General features: G+C 45.9%; 21 protein-coding genes. 11 read left to right on the top strand and 10 right to left on the bottom strand.

Annotated features, from left to right (window positions below):
- The first annotated feature begins 254 nt into the window (after positions 1–254).
- On the top strand, positions 255–803 hold the full coding sequence (locus ACE1OE_RS20280) for a gamma carbonic anhydrase family protein (RefSeq protein WP_372059792.1): 549 nt from the start codon (positions 255–257) through the stop codon (positions 801–803).
- Here ACE1OE_RS20280 and ACE1OE_RS20275 read toward each other — a convergent pair.
- The 4 genes from ACE1OE_RS20275 to ACE1OE_RS20260 all read right to left on the bottom strand — a co-directional run bounded on the left by ACE1OE_RS20275 (position 800) and on the right by ACE1OE_RS20260 (position 3,411).
- On the bottom strand, positions 800–1,063 hold the full coding sequence (locus ACE1OE_RS20275) for a DUF1488 domain-containing protein (protein WP_449212119.1): 264 nt from the start codon (positions 1,061–1,063) through the stop codon (positions 800–802). The two genes, ACE1OE_RS20280 and ACE1OE_RS20275, sit on opposite strands and share 4 nt — an antisense overlap.
- Positions 1,064–1,885, bottom strand: coding sequence for a shikimate dehydrogenase (gene aroE / locus ACE1OE_RS20270; protein ID WP_449212118.1), 822 nt, complete (start codon positions 1,883–1,885; stop codon positions 1,064–1,066).
- A 65-nt stretch (positions 1,886–1,950) separates the two neighbouring features.
- Complete coding sequence (gene hemF / locus ACE1OE_RS20265; protein WP_372059797.1) at positions 1,951–2,856, bottom strand: oxygen-dependent coproporphyrinogen oxidase; 906 nt, start codon at positions 2,854–2,856, stop codon at positions 1,951–1,953.
- Positions 2,857–2,871: 15 nt separating this feature from the next.
- Positions 2,872–3,411, bottom strand: coding sequence for an L-threonylcarbamoyladenylate synthase (locus tag ACE1OE_RS20260; RefSeq protein ID WP_102470056.1), 540 nt, complete (start codon positions 3,409–3,411; stop codon positions 2,872–2,874).
- A 201-nt stretch (positions 3,412–3,612) separates the two neighbouring features.
- Here ACE1OE_RS20260 and purE point away from each other — a divergent pair, with 201 nt between their 5' ends.
- Together purE and ACE1OE_RS20250 are read left to right on the top strand one after the other, a co-directional pair.
- A complete protein-coding gene (gene purE, locus ACE1OE_RS20255; RefSeq protein WP_102470055.1) occupies positions 3,613–4,098 on the top strand; it encodes a 5-(carboxyamino)imidazole ribonucleotide mutase in 486 nt (161 codons plus the stop codon).
- A gap of 2 nt (positions 4,099–4,100) precedes the next feature.
- Positions 4,101–5,231, top strand: a complete 1,131-nt coding sequence (locus ACE1OE_RS20250) for a 5-(carboxyamino)imidazole ribonucleotide synthase (protein WP_449212117.1) — start codon at positions 4,101–4,103, stop codon at positions 5,229–5,231.
- A 51-nt stretch (positions 5,232–5,282) separates the two neighbouring features.
- Here the strand turns inward: ACE1OE_RS20250 and ACE1OE_RS20245 are convergent, their stop codons facing one another.
- The 4 genes from ACE1OE_RS20245 to ACE1OE_RS20230 are packed head-to-tail and all read right to left on the bottom strand — an operon-like array spanning position 5,283 to position 8,613.
- Positions 5,283–5,870: a topoisomerase DNA-binding C4 zinc finger domain-containing protein gene (locus ACE1OE_RS20245; RefSeq protein ID WP_449212116.1), complete on the bottom strand. Its 588-nt coding sequence runs from the start codon at positions 5,868–5,870 to the stop codon at positions 5,283–5,285.
- Between the two features lie 34 nt (positions 5,871–5,904).
- A complete protein-coding gene (locus ACE1OE_RS20240; protein WP_102470052.1) occupies positions 5,905–6,381 on the bottom strand; it encodes a DUF494 family protein in 477 nt (158 codons plus the stop codon).
- A complete protein-coding gene (gene dprA, locus ACE1OE_RS20235) occupies positions 6,378–7,484 on the bottom strand; it encodes a DNA-processing protein DprA (protein ID WP_449212115.1) in 1,107 nt (368 codons plus the stop codon). Before dprA ends, ACE1OE_RS20240 begins: the two co-directional genes overlap by 4 nt.
- Positions 7,477–8,613, bottom strand: a complete 1,137-nt coding sequence (locus tag ACE1OE_RS20230; RefSeq protein ID WP_449212114.1) for a LysM peptidoglycan-binding domain-containing protein — start codon at positions 8,611–8,613, stop codon at positions 7,477–7,479. The genes dprA and ACE1OE_RS20230 overlap by 8 nt, the downstream gene beginning before the upstream one ends.
- Positions 8,614–8,701: 88 nt before the next feature.
- Here ACE1OE_RS20230 and def point away from each other — a divergent pair, with 88 nt between their 5' ends.
- The 5 genes from def to ACE1OE_RS20205 all read left to right on the top strand — a co-directional run bounded on the left by def (position 8,702) and on the right by ACE1OE_RS20205 (position 14,471).
- Positions 8,702–9,211, top strand: a complete 510-nt coding sequence (def, locus tag ACE1OE_RS20225) for a peptide deformylase (RefSeq protein ID WP_102470049.1) — start codon at positions 8,702–8,704, stop codon at positions 9,209–9,211.
- A 19-nt stretch (positions 9,212–9,230) separates the two neighbouring features.
- Positions 9,231–10,178 carry a methionyl-tRNA formyltransferase gene (gene fmt / locus ACE1OE_RS20220; RefSeq protein WP_102470048.1) on the top strand — a complete coding sequence of 316 codons (948 nt, stop codon included), beginning with the start codon at positions 9,231–9,233 and terminating at the stop codon, positions 10,176–10,178.
- Between the two features lie 116 nt (positions 10,179–10,294).
- Entirely contained in the window at positions 10,295–11,572 is a 1,278-nt protein-coding gene (gene rsmB / locus ACE1OE_RS20215; protein WP_372059807.1) for a 16S rRNA (cytosine(967)-C(5))-methyltransferase RsmB, read from the top strand.
- Between the two features lie 67 nt (positions 11,573–11,639).
- The gene (gene trkA / locus ACE1OE_RS20210) at positions 11,640–13,016 is read left to right on the top strand and encodes a Trk system potassium transporter TrkA (protein ID WP_102470046.1); all 1,377 of its coding nucleotides are present in this window, start codon (positions 11,640–11,642) and stop codon (positions 13,014–13,016) included.
- A gap of 9 nt (positions 13,017–13,025) precedes the next feature.
- Positions 13,026–14,471, top strand: a complete 1,446-nt coding sequence (locus tag ACE1OE_RS20205; protein WP_372059809.1) for a TrkH family potassium uptake protein — start codon at positions 13,026–13,028, stop codon at positions 14,469–14,471.
- Positions 14,472–14,632: 161 nt separating this feature from the next.
- Here the strand turns inward: ACE1OE_RS20205 and trhA are convergent, their stop codons facing one another.
- Both trhA and ACE1OE_RS20195 read right to left on the bottom strand, forming a co-directional pair.
- Entirely contained in the window at positions 14,633–15,280 is a 648-nt protein-coding gene (trhA, locus tag ACE1OE_RS20200) for a PAQR family membrane homeostasis protein TrhA (RefSeq protein WP_449212113.1), read from the bottom strand.
- An 84-nt stretch (positions 15,281–15,364) separates the two neighbouring features.
- A complete protein-coding gene (locus tag ACE1OE_RS20195; RefSeq protein ID WP_449212112.1) occupies positions 15,365–16,165 on the bottom strand; it encodes a sporulation protein in 801 nt (266 codons plus the stop codon).
- Between the two features lie 297 nt (positions 16,166–16,462).
- On the opposite strand from ACE1OE_RS20195, the gene ACE1OE_RS20190 reads away from it, so the two are divergent.
- The 3 genes from ACE1OE_RS20190 (at position 16,463) to ccoG (ending at position 18,841) form a co-directional block, all read left to right on the top strand.
- Positions 16,463–16,630, top strand: a complete 168-nt coding sequence (locus ACE1OE_RS20190) for a hypothetical protein (protein ID WP_198593085.1) — start codon at positions 16,463–16,465, stop codon at positions 16,628–16,630.
- A gap of 116 nt (positions 16,631–16,746) precedes the next feature.
- A complete protein-coding gene (locus ACE1OE_RS20185) occupies positions 16,747–17,013 on the top strand; it encodes a YihD family protein (RefSeq protein ID WP_372059814.1) in 267 nt (88 codons plus the stop codon).
- A gap of 412 nt (positions 17,014–17,425) precedes the next feature.
- Positions 17,426–18,841, top strand: coding sequence for a cytochrome c oxidase accessory protein CcoG (gene ccoG, locus ACE1OE_RS20180; RefSeq protein ID WP_372059815.1), 1,416 nt, complete (start codon positions 17,426–17,428; stop codon positions 18,839–18,841).
- Positions 18,842–18,900: the final 59 nt, after the last annotated feature.

The following is an 18,900-nucleotide window of genomic DNA, read 5'->3' as shown; positions in this document are numbered from 1 at the left end:
AGTGTCAAACACTTTTTAAAACTAATTTTGCTTAGCTCATTGAGCTGAATAACCTTGCTGATTCGTTCTTGGTTTCTAACAACCTTTCCCGTCTCAGTGGGGTCGCATTATAGAGATCCGAATCACATTGGCAACCCCTAAAGACGAGTTTTTTTTTGTTTTTTTGTTTGCTTGGTTGTTTTTTATTCTTAATGGCTATAAAACCGCTTAAACTCGACAAAATGATATGAATATTTATAAAGTAAGAGCTAATTATGACTTCAGTTCGCAGTTTTAAAGGCATTTGTCCTCAATTCGACTCTTCTGTCTATATAGATGCCACAAGTACCATTATTGGTAACGTGCATTTAGGTAAAGACGTGAGCATTTGGCCGTTTGTTTCAGCACGCGGTGATGTGAACAAGATCGTTATCGGTGACAGAACCAACATTCAAGACAATAGCGTTTTACACGTAACACATAAAAATACCGATAACCCTGATGGCTATCCACTGCTCATTGGTAATGATGTCACTATTGGCCATCAGGTTATGCTACATGGTTGCTCGATACACGACCGAGTATTAGTCGGCATGGGAAGCATTATCTTAGACGGCAGCATTATTGAATCGGATGTGATGATTGGGGCGGGAAGTTTAGTTCCTCCAAATAAAACACTAGAAAGTGGTTATCTCTATATGGGTAGCCCAGTTAAGAAAATCCGCTTGCTCACAGAAAAAGAACAAGCTTTTCTACAAAAGTCATCCGACAATTACGTGCAAAACAAAAATGATTACATAAATACGGTTGAGATCATTCGTTAACGTATCGTGATGCTACCCTCTAAATCAAAGTCCTCATCTTCGATGAGGGCTTCTGCTAGATCTTCTATATCGAACTGGGCAATACGGTAAGCGTTAAAGGCGTCTGTTTTATTATTGACCGCTATTGAAGAAAGTTGACTCAACCGATCATGGCTAATGGAGCAACGTATCATCATCCCTGATTGATGCGCATGAAATGTTAGCAGCAACAGTTCTTGATTCCAGGTAATATCATCTGAAAATAAGATCGATTGATTCATTTATTCTCCCTCAAGGTTTTTCCTCAATTCACGCAAAATTTGCTTCGCCCCCGGCCTCAGTCCACGCCACAGCATAAAGCTTTCAGCCGCTTGGCCAACTAACATACCGAGCCCGTCATAAGTCAAAAGTACGCCTGAATCCTTTGCCCACTGGTTAAATGTAGTCAGGCCTTGACCATAAGCCATATCATAACTGATCGTTTGAGGTTTAAAGATAGCGTCGCTGATGTCTGGTCGCTGTTGATATAGGCTTGCTGAGGTTGAGTTAATGACCACATCGTAACTTGTGAGTATCTCATCGATTGGAGCAGCATTGACGCCAGTAAAAATACTTGCTAATTCTTGAGCTTTTTCAAAAGTTCGATTTGTTACTGTAATAGAAGAAGGGTTTTGATCAAGAAGCGGTTTTAATACCCCACGAGCAGCACCTCCGGCACCAATGACAAGTATTGATGCACCTTCTAAGGTGACCTGATGTTGAAGTAAGTCCTGGACCAAACCTTCACCATCCGTGTTATCACCGATGATCTCGCCATCATCGAGTTTCTTAAGGGTATTAACAGCACCAGCTAGTTGCGCTCGTTCTGTCAGGCGGCCTGCGAACTGATATGCTTCCTCTTTAAAAGGTGCCGTGATGTTGCACCCTCGACCACCAGAATTGAAAAACACTTCGACCGCAGACAAAAACTCTCCTTTTTTAGGCTCTTGACGGCCATATTCCATGCTTTGTCCAGTCTGCCTAGCAAACAATGTATGGATAAAAGGTGATTTACTTTGGGAGATTGGATTCCCGAAAACAACGTACTGATCTAGTTTGCTCATGTCCCTGCCTGTTGCATACTAAAGTGATGAGAAAGACACTATCACTTCAGCATGCATTCGCCAAGCTACCAATCACGCGGCTTTAAGTAGTCAGAATAGAGTGCTGCTTCCGGTGTATTCGCTTCCGGCTCATAAGCATATTCCCAGCGAGCGAGTGGTGGCATAGACATTAAAATAGACTCAGTACGCCCGCCGCTTTGTAGTCCAAATAGAGTGCCTCTATCGTAAACAAGATTAAACTCGACGTAACGCCCACGACGATACAGCTGAAACTCTCGCTCACGCGAACCGAACGCCACGTCTTTTCGCTTCGCGACAATAGGTAAGTATGCCTCTAAGAAGCCATTTCCAACGGCTTGCATATACTGAAAAGACCGTTCAAAGCCCCATTGATTAAGGTCGTCAAAAAAGAGCCCGCCTACACCGCGAGTTTCGTTTCTATGAGGCAAGAAAAAGTATTCATCACACCATTTTTTATGTTCCGCATAGACCGCCTCACCAAAAGGGGCACACAATGTTTTCGCCACGTTATGCCAATGCTGGCAGTCCTCTTCAACCGGGTAAAATGGCGTTAAGTCAAAACCACCGCCAAACCACCATATCGGCTCTTCACCCTCTTTTTCTGCGATGAAAAAGCGGACGTTAGCATGCGAGGTCGGGACATGTGGATTTTTGGGGTGCAATACTAAAGAAACCCCCATAGCTTCAAACTTCCGACCGGCCAACTCTGGACGATGCGCAGTCGCAGACGCTGGCATTTTATCGCCAAACACATGTGAGAAGTTCACACCACCTTGCTCAAATACAGCGCCATCTTTCAGGACACGGCTGCGTCCACCACCACCCAACTCTCGTTGCCACTCATCTTCAATAAACTGAGCCACTCCATCTTCTGCGGCTAATCGTTCGCTGATTGTGTCTTGTAGCTGCATTAAGAAGGCTTTAACTTGATATTTATCTACTTTTGACATCAATAGTGGTCCTCTTTAACCCTGTCTAATAAGCTGCTGGGTGCGGGCATCACGAATCTCACTTGGCTTTGAGCGCCCACCAACCTCTCCATCAAGAATACCCGCAAGTCGGCCTCCAAGTTGCTCATGAACCTGCTGAACCGTCATGCAAGATGGCATACCCGACAAATTAGCACTGGTAGAAGTAATCGGTTTATCGAATGCCAAGCATAACGCTTGGACTAAAACATGGTCCGTTACCCTAACAGCAATCGTATCAAACTGACCGCTGAGCCATGGAGATACCCTTTCACTTGCCGGCATGATCCACGTGTAAGGCCCAGGCCAAGTCGCCGTAACATGAGCAAGTTGAGCTTTAGTGAGTTGATTTTCATCAATATAAGGACGCAGCTGTTCATAATTACTGGCAATTAGAATCAAGCCCTTTTCTACCGGGCGCTCTTTTACTGCCAACAATTTCTCAATCGCCTGAATATTGTCAGGATCACAACCCACACCAAACACACCTTCTGTTGGGTAAGCAATAACCTCACCCGATTTCAGCATATCGACCATAGAGAGAACATTATTCACTGCGTCTTCCTTCCCTTTAAATCTATACATTTTTTTTACAATTCAACGGCACTATGCGCAAAACACTCTTTAGAATCCAGAAAAAAACCCAACTTTCACTCACGCAAACGTTTTCCTTGGAAAAAAATACTCGTATAATGCGCGCAATTTAATCCATTTGAACATGCTTTGAAGGAGCGTCGAATGAAAGTCGGTATTATCATGGGTTCAAAATCAGACTGGCCAACAATGCAACTGGCCGCTGACATGCTAGACCAATTTGGTGTTGAATATGAAACAAAAGTCGTTTCAGCTCACCGCACACCACAACTACTTGCGGACTACGCGACGTCAGCAAAAGAACGTGGTATTTCTGTGATTATCGCCGGTGCTGGCGGTGCGGCGCATCTTCCTGGTATGGCTGCGGCTTTCACTAGCGTTCCTGTGTTAGGTGTTCCCGTTCAAAGTCGTGCACTTAAAGGAATGGATTCTCTACTTTCAATCGTTCAAATGCCAAAAGGGATCGCAGTAGGCACCCTTGCGATCGGTGAAGCTGGCGCAGCAAATGCGGGGATTCTTGCCGCTCAGATTATCGGTATTCACGATAATAGCGTCATGGAAAAAGTCGAAGCATTCCGACAGACACAAACGGACACTGTGCTCGCAAACCCAGATCCATCAGAGGGTTAATAATGAAGCACGTATTGGTCTTAGGTGCTGGTCAGCTGGCGCGCATGATGTCTTTGGCTGGCGCACCGCTCAATATCAAAATATCAGCGTTTGATGTGAACAGTGAGAATATCGTTCACCCTCTCACCTTAGAGGTTCTGGGCAATGGTTTACAGCAAGCTATCGATCTTGCTGATGTCATTACCGCGGAGTTCGAACATATTCCTCTCAATGTTCTCGATGTATGCGAAAAAAGTGGCAAATTCCGCCCTTCCACACAAGCGATTAAAGCTGGCGGCGACCGACGTATTGAAAAAGTATTGCTCGATAGCGCCAAAGTAAAAAATGCTACCTACGCCGTCATTCGATCACGAGCTGATTTTGACGCTGCGATAACGACTGTCGGCCTACCTATGGTGCTAAAAAGTGCACTTGGTGGCTACGACGGCAAAGGCCAGTGGCGTTTAAAATCACTTGAGAATGTGGATGCGATCTGGGCGGAAATGCAAGAGTGTATCGAGCAGTCCGACAACCAAGCGATTGTCGCAGAAGAATTTGTTCCCTTCCAGCGTGAGGTTTCTCTGGTAGGTGCTCGTAACAAGCAAGGCGACATTGCTATTTATCCCCTGGCCGAAAACGTACATACCGATGGTGTGTTAACACTGTCTACTGCCATTGATGAAAGAGCAGTACAACAACAAGCCGCTGAAATGTTTACTGCCGTTGCTAATTCTTTGGATTACGTTGGTGTACTAGCACTTGAGTTCTTTGATGTTGATGGTGAATTGCTGGTCAATGAGATTGCACCTCGTGTGCACAACTCAGGACACTGGACACAACAAGGTGCCGATACTTGCCAATTTGAGAACCATTTACGGGCAGTGTGTGATATGCCACTCGGATCCACTCAGCTCACCAGAGCAACATCGATGGTTAATATACTAGGCCAAGATTGCGTTCCGGAAGCGGTATATCAACTCGCTGGCTGCCATGTGCATTGGTATGGCAAAGAAAAACGTACTGGCAGAAAAATGGGCCATATCAATGTGTCCGCGTCGAACAACGCTGAACTGAAGGCTCAACTTCTTAAGCTTGCCGACATCTTAGACCACAATGCGTTTCCTGCTTTAATGCCAGCAGCACAAGCACTTTAGCCTAGAAAGTTAAGTGTTTAATAAAATGGTACAACCAAGATAAACGGCTCATTATAGGGCCGTTTTTTCGCTCTGAACCTTGTGACATGCACGTGAGGCGCACTCAAATACCGTGCCGGATGCTCGCTTCTTTTCGGTCAGCAAGGGGTAGCCACAGAATTCACAATCACCGGTGATAGGAGGGTGATTGATGGCAAACTTGCATTTAGGGTAGGCATCGCACGCATAAAAGACCTTGCCGAAGCGAGATTTTCGCTCGATCAGTTGCCCTTTAGCGCACTCGGGGCACGCCACTTCTGCATCTTTTTGCGGTTTATTATCTTCTTGCTTGTTCGGTGATTGAATAAAGTGACACTCTGGGTAGCCACTACAGCCAATAAACATCCCGTACCGTCCTTGTCGAAGCAGCAGTTCACTCCCACAATCAGGGCACGCAACACCAAGTGTTTTAATGACATGACCGTCATTTTGATGCAAAGGCTTGATGTAATCACAACCTGGGTAATCGCTACAGCCAAAAAAAGGACCGTGCTTACCATTTTTTAGCTGCAATGTTCCTTGCTGGCACTGAGGACACGACTCGCTATTAAGCGCATGCTCATGAGCCGAAAACAACTGGTGATCAATTTTACCGCTCATACACTCTCTTTTATTGACGATATCAACGTGTTCTTTAGTGAACAACGCCCTGTTCAGTGGTATAGATCAGCTCTTCCATAAGCGTGTACTCATTTTCATTACCCGGTACATTAAATAGTACCATCAAAATAATCCATTTTAGGTCGTCCAACTCGAACTCGTTCGTTTCTAAGCCCATGACGCGATCAATCACCATCTCACGAGTCTCAGTTGTCAGAACACCAACTTGCTCTAAGAACATGAGAAATCCGCGACTTTTGACATCGATACGAGACATTTCTTTGGCGGTATAAACCCGCGTCGACGTTGCTGCACTCATAGCAATAGCAGAGTGCTTATCTGTGTCTTGAAGCTCCGCTAGATCTTCTAACCATTGCAGCGCCTTGTAGATATCTTTTTGCTGGAAGCCTGCACGAAGCAATTCATCTTCTAGCTCGTCTTGGTCTACCTGCAGTTCCGCATCGCTATGGATATAGGTTTCAAACAGGTACATCAGTATGTCCATCATCATAGCTTGCCTCTCCCTTTGAGAATATAACCACCGGTAACGGCAACAATATGGCCAAGCAGTTCAAGCTCAAGGAGCTGTTGCATGACCTCATGCACAGGAATATGGGTCTTTTGAGCCAAAATATCAACAGGTGTTGCGTCTATTCCTACGTTAGCCAACAGATTAGGATATGGCAATTCTTCTTTATCAATAACTTGGTCAAAAAGTGTCGGTTGATGATCTTTAGACCAGTTCACTAAAGATTCTATTTCATCCACCACGTCTTTAGGTGTTTGTACGAGAAATGCACCACTTCTTATCAAAGAGTGACAACCACTGTGAAAGGGATGACGAATCGAACCTGGAATAGCAAAAACATCACGACCTTGCTCAGCAGCGTATCGGGCCGTAATCAAGGACCCACTTTTTTCCGTTGCCTCAACCACTAACACCCCAGCAGAAAGACCGCTGATAATCCGGTTTCGTCGTGGGAAGAACTCTGGCCTAGGCTTAATGAACGGAGGGTGCTCACTAACGAGAGCACCTTTCTCTCGAATACGACTGGCAAGTCCTTTATGGCGATGAGGGTAGATATTACCTAAACCCGAACCCAATACGGCAATGGTACTACCACCAGCACTCAACGCGCCTTGATGAGCATGACCATCAATACCCAGCGCTAAGCCACTCGTTACGACAAAACCTTGTTCAGAGAATGCTTGCCCGTATTGTGCGGCGGTTTCCAGTCCTTCTCGCGTTGCATTGCGGCTGCCTACCATCGCTATCTGTGGGTGACTTAATACAGGTAAGTGCCCACTAACAAATAACATTGGGGGGTATCCTTTCGTTTCGCGAAGCAGCGCAGGATAATGAGCGTCTGTGGATAGAATAATATGATGACTCGATTCGCAACGCCACTCAAGACATGCCTCCACACTCTTGCAGGCATCATAGTGAATGAACCGAATCTGGTTTTCTTTTAAACCAATAGATCGGAGTCGCTGCGCATCGAATTGAACCAATGCGCTAGGGGAAGCAATTGCACACAATTTATGAAAGGTAATCGACCCAACACCCGGACATAAAGCCAGCGTTAGCCATGATCTTAATTCGCTATCACCCATCAATGGCATCGTCAGTGTTGGGGAACCAGTCTACCGAATGTGACATATTGGGTGCTTCGATAATCGCCTGCATTGAAACGGGTTCAGTTGATGTCGTGATGACAGCAATACTAAAATGCTCATAGGGGCGAATCACCATCAGTTGACCAATCTCAACCTTGGGAAATGACAGAGACGCTCTATTGTCTTTTTTTTCGATACTTTTCTCTCCCGCCGAGAAACGAAAGTCCTCACTGTTGCGCTTAATAAGAAAAATACTGCCTTGTTCAACCCCTGCCATTGTACCGATATTTAAAACAACAGTCTGACCTTGGACCGCATAGTTAAGTGAGTTCATGGCCCCCAATAGCTTAACAGTGTCGATAGAGGGGCCTGGTCGTGGTGAAAAATTGGATGCCAGCGATAGGTCTTGGTGCGCGCTAAGTGGGATGACAACATCCCCCTTTTTCAATTCTCGTTTTAAGCTCGATATTTGAAGCGTCGTCACCCCATTGTTGTGTCCGATTGTGTGTGCCTCCGCAAGTAAGCGCACCTCCTTCATATCAGCACCTAGATGATTGGAATACGCTTTACCTACTCGGTAAATACCCCATGTTCGCTCGCGGCCTTGGTATTGGATGTACAACTCATCACGATCCGTCACGTAATCTAGCCCTCGATTAGAGCCAACAACCACAGGAAATGACTCAAGGACCTTACTGTTTACCAAGCCTTCTTTTTCTAAATAACGCATCACCGTTAAGCGGTCTGCACCAGCAATCGGACGCTTGTTATCAATACGAACAACCGGCGACAACGTTTTAACACTTTTTATACTGAGTCTTGGCCGACCATCAACCCAAGTAAGATTAAATTTGTCGCCAGGATAGATTAAATGCGGATTAGTCACATGCTGGTTGTAGCCCCATAACTCTGGCCATCGCCACGGCGAACGAAGGTACAGCGTCGAAATACCCCAAAGGGTGTCTCCTTTTACCACGACATACGTTGATGGCACATTTGATTTAAGCCTCAACTCATTAGACTGACCTGGGAAAGCAAAAAACAAAGTCAAACTGAATAGAGCCAGACCCCGCACCAACCTAAATATTCGTTGCCTCATCTCCAGCATTCCCTTGCTTTGTTTCATGGGATGCTGTCATTTAGGTCCGAAGATGTCTAGAATTGAACCAACGAAGTCCGTGCCTATTCGGCACAGTTCAATATTTTGAGTGTATATGTCTGTATTACAAGTATTAACTTTCCCGGATGAGCGCCTAAGAACGGTAGCAAAGCCAGTATCTGAGGTTACTCCGGAGATTCAAAAGTTTGTCGATGACATGATTGAAACCATGTACGACGAAGAAGGGATTGGCCTAGCCGCGACACAAGTTGATTTTCATCAACGTATCGTCGTCATCGATATTTCCGATAGCCGCGACCAACCTATGGTGCTCATCAATCCAGAGATCACGGAAAAACGTGGTGAAGATGGTATTGAAGAAGGCTGTTTGTCTGTACCTGGTGCACGCGCGCTCGTCGCTCGCGCAGCAGAAGTCAGTGTCACTGCGCTAAATCGCGAAGGCGAGACGTTCTCTTTTGAGGCTGATGACCTACTGGCGATTTGTGTTCAACATGAGCTTGACCACCTAGAGGGAAAACTTTTTGTTGATTATCTTTCCCCTCTCAAGCGTAAGCGCATCAAAGATAAGCTAGAAAAAATTCAGCGCTTCAACGCGAAACAATAACCACTAAAGTGAGGTTTCTGTGAGCCAATCATTACGTATTGTGTTTGCCGGTACTCCAGACTTCGCCGCCCGTCACTTGGCGGCGTTATTGTCTTCGGAGCACGAGGTAATTGCTGTCTATACCCAACCAGACCGACCTGCTGGTCGTGGTAAAAAACTGACCGCTAGCCCAGTAAAAAATATCGCAAGTGAGCATAACATTCCGGTTTATCAGCCTGAAAATTTTAAATCTGAAGAGGCAAAACAAGCACTCGCCGATTTAAATGCTGACATCATGGTTGTGGTCGCTTACGGTTTGCTGCTACCGCAGGTGGTTCTTGATACTCCAAAGCTAGGTTGCATTAATGTGCATGGCTCCATCCTGCCTCGCTGGCGTGGTGCAGCGCCCATCCAGCGCTCGATTTGGGCTGGCGACAAAGAAACAGGCGTGACCATTATGCAAATGGATATCGGACTCGATACTGGCGATATGCTCTCCATTGCAACGACGCCAATTGAGCCCGATGATACCAGCGCCTCTATGTACGAAAAGCTTGCGGACTTAGGTCCGGGCGCCTTGTTAGAGTGCTTGAACACCATCGCAGATGGGTCAGCCACGCCTGTCAAACAAAACGATGACGAAGCCAATTACGCGAGTAAGCTGAGCAAAGAAGAAGCAAAAATCGATTGGACTCAAGACGCCATCTTTATTGAGCGCTGCATTCGTGCTTTTAACCCTTGGCCAATGAGTTACTTCTCAGTACAAGAAAATAACGTCAAGGTTTGGCGTGCTATTGCTGAAAGCGGCGAGACAGATAAAGCACCGGGTACTATTCTTAAATCCGATAAAACAGGAATTTACATCGCAACCGGACAAGGCATTGTCGTACTTGATCAGATTCAGGTGCCGGGAAAAAAAGCCATGCCTGTCAGTGATGTTCTGAACTCAAAAGCGAACTGGTTCGAAGTGGGCACCATCCTTAGCTAACACTTCCCCTCGATCAATAGGGCCAGTACTTTCATAAGTGCGGGCCCTACTTTATTTAAGACACTATTAACCTACGTAGCCATACCATTACGTAGCAATCAATTTTGGGAACTATCATGAACGTTCGTGCTGTTGCGGCCAATATCCTGTTTCAAGTGGTTGATAAAGGTCAATCCCTCTCTAATGCACTTCCTGCTGGTCAGCAGCAAGTTAAACCTCGTGATCAGGCCTTACTGCAAGAAATTTGTTTTGGTGCCCTGCGAATCCTACCTCGTTTAGAGTCTATTGCCTCAGAGTTGATGGACAAGCCGCTGAAAGGTAAACAGCGAGTTTTCCACCACCTGATCTTGGTTGGTATTTATCAAATTGGCAATATGCGCATTCCCGCTCACGCGGCGGTTGGCGAAACGGTAGAGGCGACAAAAACACTGAAAGGCCCTAAACTGCGCGGCCTCATTAATGCTGTACTGCGTAATTACCAACGCAATCAAGAGAAACTGGATGAGATATCCATGAGCCATAATGCTGGTAAATATGGGCATCCAAGTTGGTTATTAAAGCTACTGCAAGCAAGCTACCCAGATCAATGGGCTGACATTTTAGAAGCCAACAATACCAAGGCACCAATGTGGTTACGCGTAAATCATCAACACCATTCAAGAGATGAGTATCTTGAGCTGCTCAAAAATGAAGGCATTGATTGCACCCCTCACTCCGAAGCGCAAGATGCATTAAGATTGGCCGCGCCTTGTGACGTCACCAGTTTACCTGGCTTTGATAAAGGTTGGGTATCGGTACAAGATGCCGCGGCTCAACTGTCATTGAATTACCTAAAGCCTCAAGATGGCGAACTAATTTTGGATTGCTGCGCAGCGCCTGGCGGCAAAACGGCTCATATCCTTGAGCGCACTACGGGCAGTAATGTGGTGGCGATTGATTGTGATGAGAATCGCCTCAAACGTGTCCACGACAACCTAGAACGCTTACAGCTACAAGCGACGGTGGTGTGTGGCGATGCAAGAACACCGCAAGAGTGGTGGCAGGGTGAACAGTTTGACCGTATTTTGCTTGATGCTCCTTGCTCGGCAACGGGTGTCATCCGTCGTCACCCAGATATTAAATGGCTGCGTCGTGCTGATGATATTGCGGCACTGGCTGAATTACAGCGTGAGATATTTGATGCAATGTGGCAACAATTAAAGACAGGTGGCACCATGGTCTACGCCACCTGCTCGATCACACCACAAGAAAACGTCGAGCAAGTAAAAGCCTTCTTGGCTCGCACGACCAACGCCGAATTAATTGGCTCAGATATCAGTAATCCTGGTCGTCAAATTTTACCTGGTGAAGAAGATATGGACGGCTTCTATTACGCGGTATTAAAAAAATCGTAGAATGCTAACGTATTGATAGTTATTCTACCAAGTCGTTGAGTCGACATAATAAGAAGAGCGAAACGTTATGAAAATCATCATTCTTGGTGCAGGGCAGGTCGGTGGCACACTCGCAGAAAATCTGGTGGGTGAAAACAATGATATTACCATTGTTGATAAAAACAGTGACCGTCTGCGTGAACTACAAGATAAGTATGATTTACGTGTCATAAATGGCTATGCGAGCCACCCTGACGTATTGCGAGAAGCAGGCGCTCAGGATGCCGATATGCTGGTTGCGGTCACCAACATGGACGAAACCAACATGGCCGCCTGTCAGGTGGCGTTCTCGCTCTTTAACACTCCAAACCGTGTCGCTCGAATTCGTTCGCGTGAATACCTAATGGAAAAAGAAACCTTGTTTAATTCTGGAGCAGTACCGGTTGATCACCTTATTGCACCAGAAGAACTGGTTACCAGCTACATTGAGCGTTTGATTCAATATCCTGGCGCGCTTCAAGTTGTCAGCTTCGCCGATGAAAAAGTCAGCCTCGTCGCCGTCAAAGCCTATTACGGTGGGCCACTTGTAGGAAACGCCCTGTCGACCTTACGAGAACACATGCCACATATCGATACGCGCGTAGCGGCGATATTTAGGCAAGGTCGCCCAATCCGCCCGCAAGGTACCACCATTATCGAAGCGGATGATGAGGTGTTTTTTGTCGCGGCGAGTAACCATATTCGTTCCGTAATGAGTGAACTGCAGCGCCTCGAAAAACCGTATCGACGTATTATGATTGTGGGGGGCGGTAATATTGGTTCAAGCCTATCAAAGCGCTTAGAACAGAATTACAGCGTCAAACTCATCGAACGCAGCTACCAAAGAGCCGAAAAACTCTCAGAGCAACTTGAAAACACAATTGTGTTTTGTGGCGATGCGGCTGATCAAGAGTTATTAGCAGAGGAAAACATCGACCAGGTTGATGTCTTTATCGCACTGACTAATGAAGATGAAACCAACATCATGTCCGCCATGCTGGCGAAAAAAATGGGCGCAAAAAAAGTCATGGTACTCATCCAGCGTGGTGCTTATGTCGACTTAGTACAGGGCGGCACCATTGACGTCGCGATTTCGCCACAACAAGCCACCATCTCAGCACTACTCACTCACGTAAGACGTGCCGATATTGTTAACGTATCCTCGCTCAGACGTGGGGCCGCGGAAGCGATCGAAGCGGTCGCTCGTGGTGATGAGACAACCTCGAAAGTCGTCGGCAAAGCGGTCGGTGAAATCAAGTTACCCCCAGGTACAACGATAGGTGCGATTGTTCGTGGTGAAGAGGTCTTAATTGCTCATGACCGCACCGTCATTGAACAAGATGACCATGTGGTGATGTTCTTGGTCGATAAGAAATACGTCCCTGACGTAGAAGCGCTATTCCAACCTAGTGCATTCTTCTTATAAGGCACTCTTATGGTTAATGCTCGTCCGGTCTTGTTTGTTATTGGGTTAGTACTTTCAAAGCTAGCCCTGTTTATGTACGTGCCTACCTTAGTTGCCTTCTTCACTGGTACCGCAGGGTTCTTAGATTTTGGTTTAGCGGTCATCATCACGCACTTAGCAGCCTTTATCTGTTTATCGATTGGCCGAACTAAAACCTTCCACCTCAGCGTGCGTGATATGTTCCTCATCACCAGCTTAGTGTGGATCATCGCCAGTGCATTTGCGGCGCTGCCCTTTGTGTTCATCAATCACATCAGCTTTACCGACGCCTATTTTGAAACCATGTCAGGAATAACCACAACCGGGTCAACCGTGTTAAGTGGGTTAGATAATATGGCGCCGAGCATCCTACTTTGGCGCTCGATTTTACAATGGCTCGGCGGCATTGGTTTCATCGTCATGGCCGTGGCCATATTACCTGTGCTCAATGTCGGAGGAATGCGCCTCTTCCAAACTGAATCATCAGATTGGTCGGATAAAAGTAGCCCTAGAGCCAAGACCGTCGCAAAGAACATTGTCTTAGTGTACTTGGTGCTGACAATACTGTGCCTTATTGGCTATTTAGCCACAGGCATGTCATTTTTTGATGCCATCAATCATGCCTTCACGACCTTATCAACGGGTGGCTATTCAACCTCTGATGGCTCCATGAACCACTTTACCAACGGCGCACATTGGGTAGGCACCGTATTTATGTTCCTTGGCGGGTTACCTTTCTTGCTGTTTGTTGCTGCCCTATCTAAGCGCAGCGTGCGCGTCCTCATTAATGACGCCCAGGTTCGCGGCTTTACGTATTTATTCCTAACATCAAGTACCTTGGTTGCCTTATGGCTAACCCTAAAAGATGGTTACGCCATCAGTGACGCATTCCGTGTCGCCATGTTTAACATCGTCTCTGTCGTAACAACAACCGGGTTTGGATTAGAAGACTTTACCGCATGGGGAGCGTTACCAAGCGTGGTGTTTGCTTTCATGATGATGGCCGGTGCATGTTCTGGTTCTACGTCAGGTGGCATCAAAATCTTTCGCTTCCAAATTGCCATTACCTTGCTCAACAAGCAGATGATGAAGCTGATCCACCCTTCTGGTGTGTTTGTACAGCGCTATAACCATAGACAGGTCAATGACGATATTGTCCGTTCTGTAGTGGCTTTTGTGTTGATGTTTTTTGCAACTATTATGGTTCTTGCTGCAGGACTGAGTGCGATGGGACTCGACCCGGTGACAAGCATCTCTGGCGCCATTACTGCGGTTGCAAATGTAGGTCCGGGTATGGGCGATATCATTGGTCCGACGGGTAACTTTGCGCCACTTCCAGATGCCGCGAAATGGCTACTGAGCTTGGGTATGTTGATGGGACGCTTAGAGATATTAACGTTGTTGGTGCTCTTTTTCCCTGCCTTTTGGCGTCGTTAGTGCTCAATGCTCAATACCCTATATGTCGCTATTTAACTGCACGTGTCTAAACATTGACTGTGCACTCCTAAAGGCCGACTCAGTAGCACTCTAGCTTGAGACTTCACCATTAAATTTGACCGCTCTAGCTCAGCGGTAGTCTCAGCATCACGCGGTGAGTATTAAATAGGTTCTACGTACAGATAAATAGCAAAGAAATGACAGGCAGCGCCAGCAAGCACAAAAACGTGCCAAATCGCGTGGTTGAATGGAATTCGATCGCAGGCATAAAACACAGCCCCTAAGGTATACACGACACCACCCAAAGCTAACAACATCAGTCCCGAAAAATCGAGGCTTTGGGTGAGTTGATACAGCGGAATAACCGACAACCACCCCATCCCTAAATAGACAAACAAAGACAGCCGTTCAATCTTATGAGCAAAAAAGAGCTTCATGACAATCCCGACCACGGCAATCATCCAGATCACCACCATAAGAGATACCGCAAGCGGGGTTCGCAGACATACCAACATAAAAGGCGTGTAACTGCCGGCAATCAATAAGTAAATAGCGCAATGATCAAACGTCTTTAAGCGATGTTTTTGGTTAGGACTATCAATCGAATGGTACAGCGTAGAGGCCAAGAACAAGGTGACCATACTGCCACCATAAACACTCATACTGATTAATGTGAGCACATCGGAGTTTGCTTGATTCGCTTTCAATATCAATAAGACCAAACCAATCACTGACAATATCACACCCAGTGCATGGGTCAGGCTGTTGGCACGCTCTTCTTGCAAACTATACAGTGACACTGAAGACATAATTTGTACTCACAATATGGCAATGGCAGCAGCATGCCACATTCAGCTTACAAATGTAAGCTGAAAAAGCAATCGTGATTGTAACTAGGAGGTTTGGTCCAAGTAATCGAGAACCTTCTTACCGGCCTCTTCTGCACTCATCGAGCTTGGCAGTGAGAGCTCTCGCTTTAGTTGCCCCCCCCCTATTAAGCTAGACAGCATGCCGCCAATACCGTCTCTATTTCTGTCAATTTCAAACCATAGCTTAAGCACGTCTTCATCTCGGTATGCCACAATCTCAAGCTCACGCCAACGCCCATGATAAGGACCAGTGGTTGGGACAAACTCAAACTCTTGAACAAATGGCATAGCAAAGCCTTTGGCTGCCTCACATTCAACCTGTCTAATGCGCAAGCCTTCATGCTCTAAAGCCGAAAAAATGCCATCAAGCAGCGGATCAGGTCTCACCGTCAGTAAATCTTTGTCTGTTGGGTCTGCCGCTAAAGCAATATCAAGCCCAGTTTCTAGCCAGACTTTGGAGTCGCCAAGCGTGACCGGCGTATTCCAAGGCACCATGAGCTCAACCTCAAAGTCACGTGTCTCACCGGGCTCAATGGTAAAAGCATAAGGCAATTTCCATGTTTCCAAGGCATAGGTTTTTGCTACGCGCTTTTTCGGGCTACCTGGCTGATTTTGATTGTCGTGGTTGCCACGAGCAACCTCATCAATATAACGGCAACACAGTCGCATATTAATGTTATCAACCGTTTGAGCTGTTTTTCCGCCGTAAACATGCACAGTAACTTTTGCAGTCTGACCTGGGTATAAAAATTCTTGATGCAGTACCGAGTCCACTCGCGCAGCACCAATACCAAAACTTGCTAAGGTTTTCTTAAAAAAAGACATACGCACCTCCATTCACTGGTTACCAGTTTTATCCCATATAGCCCGATAAAACAAATACTCCTGACAAAATAACCCCCCATCACTTCACGTGTTCAAAAAAGCAACAATTATTTAGATAAGATTGTCGAACCTATCCGTAGTTGGTGATATTCTATACGTGATATGCATGCATATCGTTATTCCTGATTATTTATTTGGACTGGCAAATGCCAAAAAAGAGCACATTGTGATGCAATGTCTCATAGATAATCAGGCCATTAGATTGGCAATGGAATTGTCTGACTGTTAGGTATAGCAATGCGCCCTACTCCTGTCAGGTTTTCGCACTCAAATCGTGGTGCGTCGCGTCGTCGTAGTGGCTTTGCCTCTGCGCCTGTCGCAAAACAAGCCGCTCCTTCAATGACGCTTGTTGAAAAAAGTGCTTTTATGGCACCGACACCAGCAAAAGTAATTAAAGCAGCATAATAAAAAAGCGCAGACACCCTGCGCTTTTTTTATGTCTATTGCTTTCTCATATTGGTTATCAACGTAAACTTTGATATTTTGATGCAAAAATCACTATAAAAATTGTGGAGAAAGCTATGAAGTGTCATCGCGTTAACGAACTGATCGAACTTATTCACCCAGAATGGCAGAAAGAACCAGACCTAAACCTGCTAGAGTTTATTGTTAAGCTTGCTGCAGAAGCTGGCTACAACGGTAATCTTAATGATCTCACTGATGATGTGTTGATCTACCATCTGAAGATGCGTAACAGCCAAAAAGAGGACATGATCCCAGGCCTTGCAAAAGACCAAGAAGATGACTTCAAGACTGCGTTATTGAAAGCGCGCGGTATCATCAAGTAGCGGCAAATACGCCGACTAAAAAGCCAGAGATAGCACGCCTCAACCGTGCTATCTTCATTTACATCACGTCAATATCATCGAAGCAGTTTCTTTGCTTTGTGCTTCACGCCTTAAAATAACACTTCCTCATTTGAGAAACACAACGCTGCGTTATCCTATTACGTACGGTGCCATAACACGTGAAATATCATTTTTCTTGTTAAAGGTTGATAGCCTTAAAGAAAAGAGTTTGTTATCGAGGTTATAATCGGCGCGTTTTCTATTTACATAGGTTTTCTATTTACATAGATAGTTATGCCCGATCAGCCATGAATGACAATACACGCGTCGACGATTGATTAGGAATACCTCGCAGTGTCGGAAAAGTAGAGCATGTATAAACATGCCGTCAGCCCAAAAAGGACCGCTTCACATGAGTCAGGATAAGATTGATATTAAGGACGTCACACCAAAAACGTTCAATCCTAAAACACACAAAGGGACCGGAGACCGGTTTAATCCCAGCAATAGTATTTATGTGCGTGAAAGTAAAGGAACATTCCAAAAGCTCAGGCGCTATGGCGGTTGGTTTTTATTGCTACTTTTTGCGGTTATTCCTTGGATACCATACGGTGAAAGGCAGGCAATCTTACTTGATATTGGCAATCAGCAATTCAACTTTTTTGGCACAACCCTTTATCCACAAGACCTGACCTTACTTGCCTTGTTATTTATGGTCGCCGCCTTCGGATTGTTTTTTATTACCACCTTTTTAGGTCGAGTTTGGTGTGGCTATCTATGCCCACAGACCGTCTGGACCTTTATGTATATCTGGTTTGAAGAAAAGCTAGAAGGCAGCGCAAATAAAAGGCGAAAACAAGACTCCAACAAGCTCACGGCGAATTTATTCGCAAGGAAAACGCTTAAGCACATTGCATGGCTCGCGATTGCGCTCGCCACCGGCCTCACGTTTACGGGTTATTTTGTCCCGATTGGTGACTTAGTGATCGGTTTCTTTAGCTTCGATGCGAGTTTCTGGCCGGTTTTTTGGGTTCTATTTTTTGCAGGGTGCACCTACGCTAATGCAGGGTGGATGCGCTCCATCGTATGTATTCACATGTGCCCTTATGCTCGCTTTCAATCCGCCATGTTTGATAAAGACACCTTTATTGTCGGCTATGACTCGAAGCGTGGTGAACAACGCGGGCCTCGTTCTCGCAAAGCCGACCCTAAAGCGCTCGGACTTGGAGACTGTATTGATTGTGACTTATGTGTTCAGGTCTGCCCAACCGGCATCGATATCCGTGATGGCCTGCAATACGAATGTATTAACTGTGGCGCTTGTATCGATGCCTGTGATAAAACCATGGACCGAATGGGCTATGAGAAAGGCTTGATCAACTACACCACAGAGCACCGATTATCAGGTCAACACACAAAAGTAATGCGACCAAAACTACTCGGCTATGGGGCTATTTTACTCGTGATGATTGGGCTGTTCTTCGCACAAATTTCTGCGGTTGAGCCTGTAGGACTGAGTGTTATAAAAGACCGAAGTGCGCTGTCACGCATCAACAGTGACGGGTTAGTAGAAAACACTTATACCCTTAAGGTCATCAACAAGACGCAGCAAGAGCAAAAATACACGCTAACGGTAGCTGGTTTAGATTCAGCAACGTGGTACGGAAAACAAACCGTCATCGTTGATCCTGGAGAAGTGTTAAGCCTACCAATGAGTTTAGGTGTCGATCCTGACCAACTCGACTCACCCGTCGTCACGATTCAGTTTATACTAAGTGACAGCAATGACTTTTCCGTTGAAGTAGAGAGCCGATTTGTGAAGCTTTAACCTCTCCCTTCGCGATTTATAATAGGAAAAGGCTCAGTAATGAGCCTTTTTAGTTTCAG

The sequence above is a fragment of the Vibrio sp. E150_011 genome, assembly GCF_053544015.1.
Note: the sequence above shows the minus strand (reverse complement) of the source record. Positions and strands in the feature narration are given on the sequence as shown.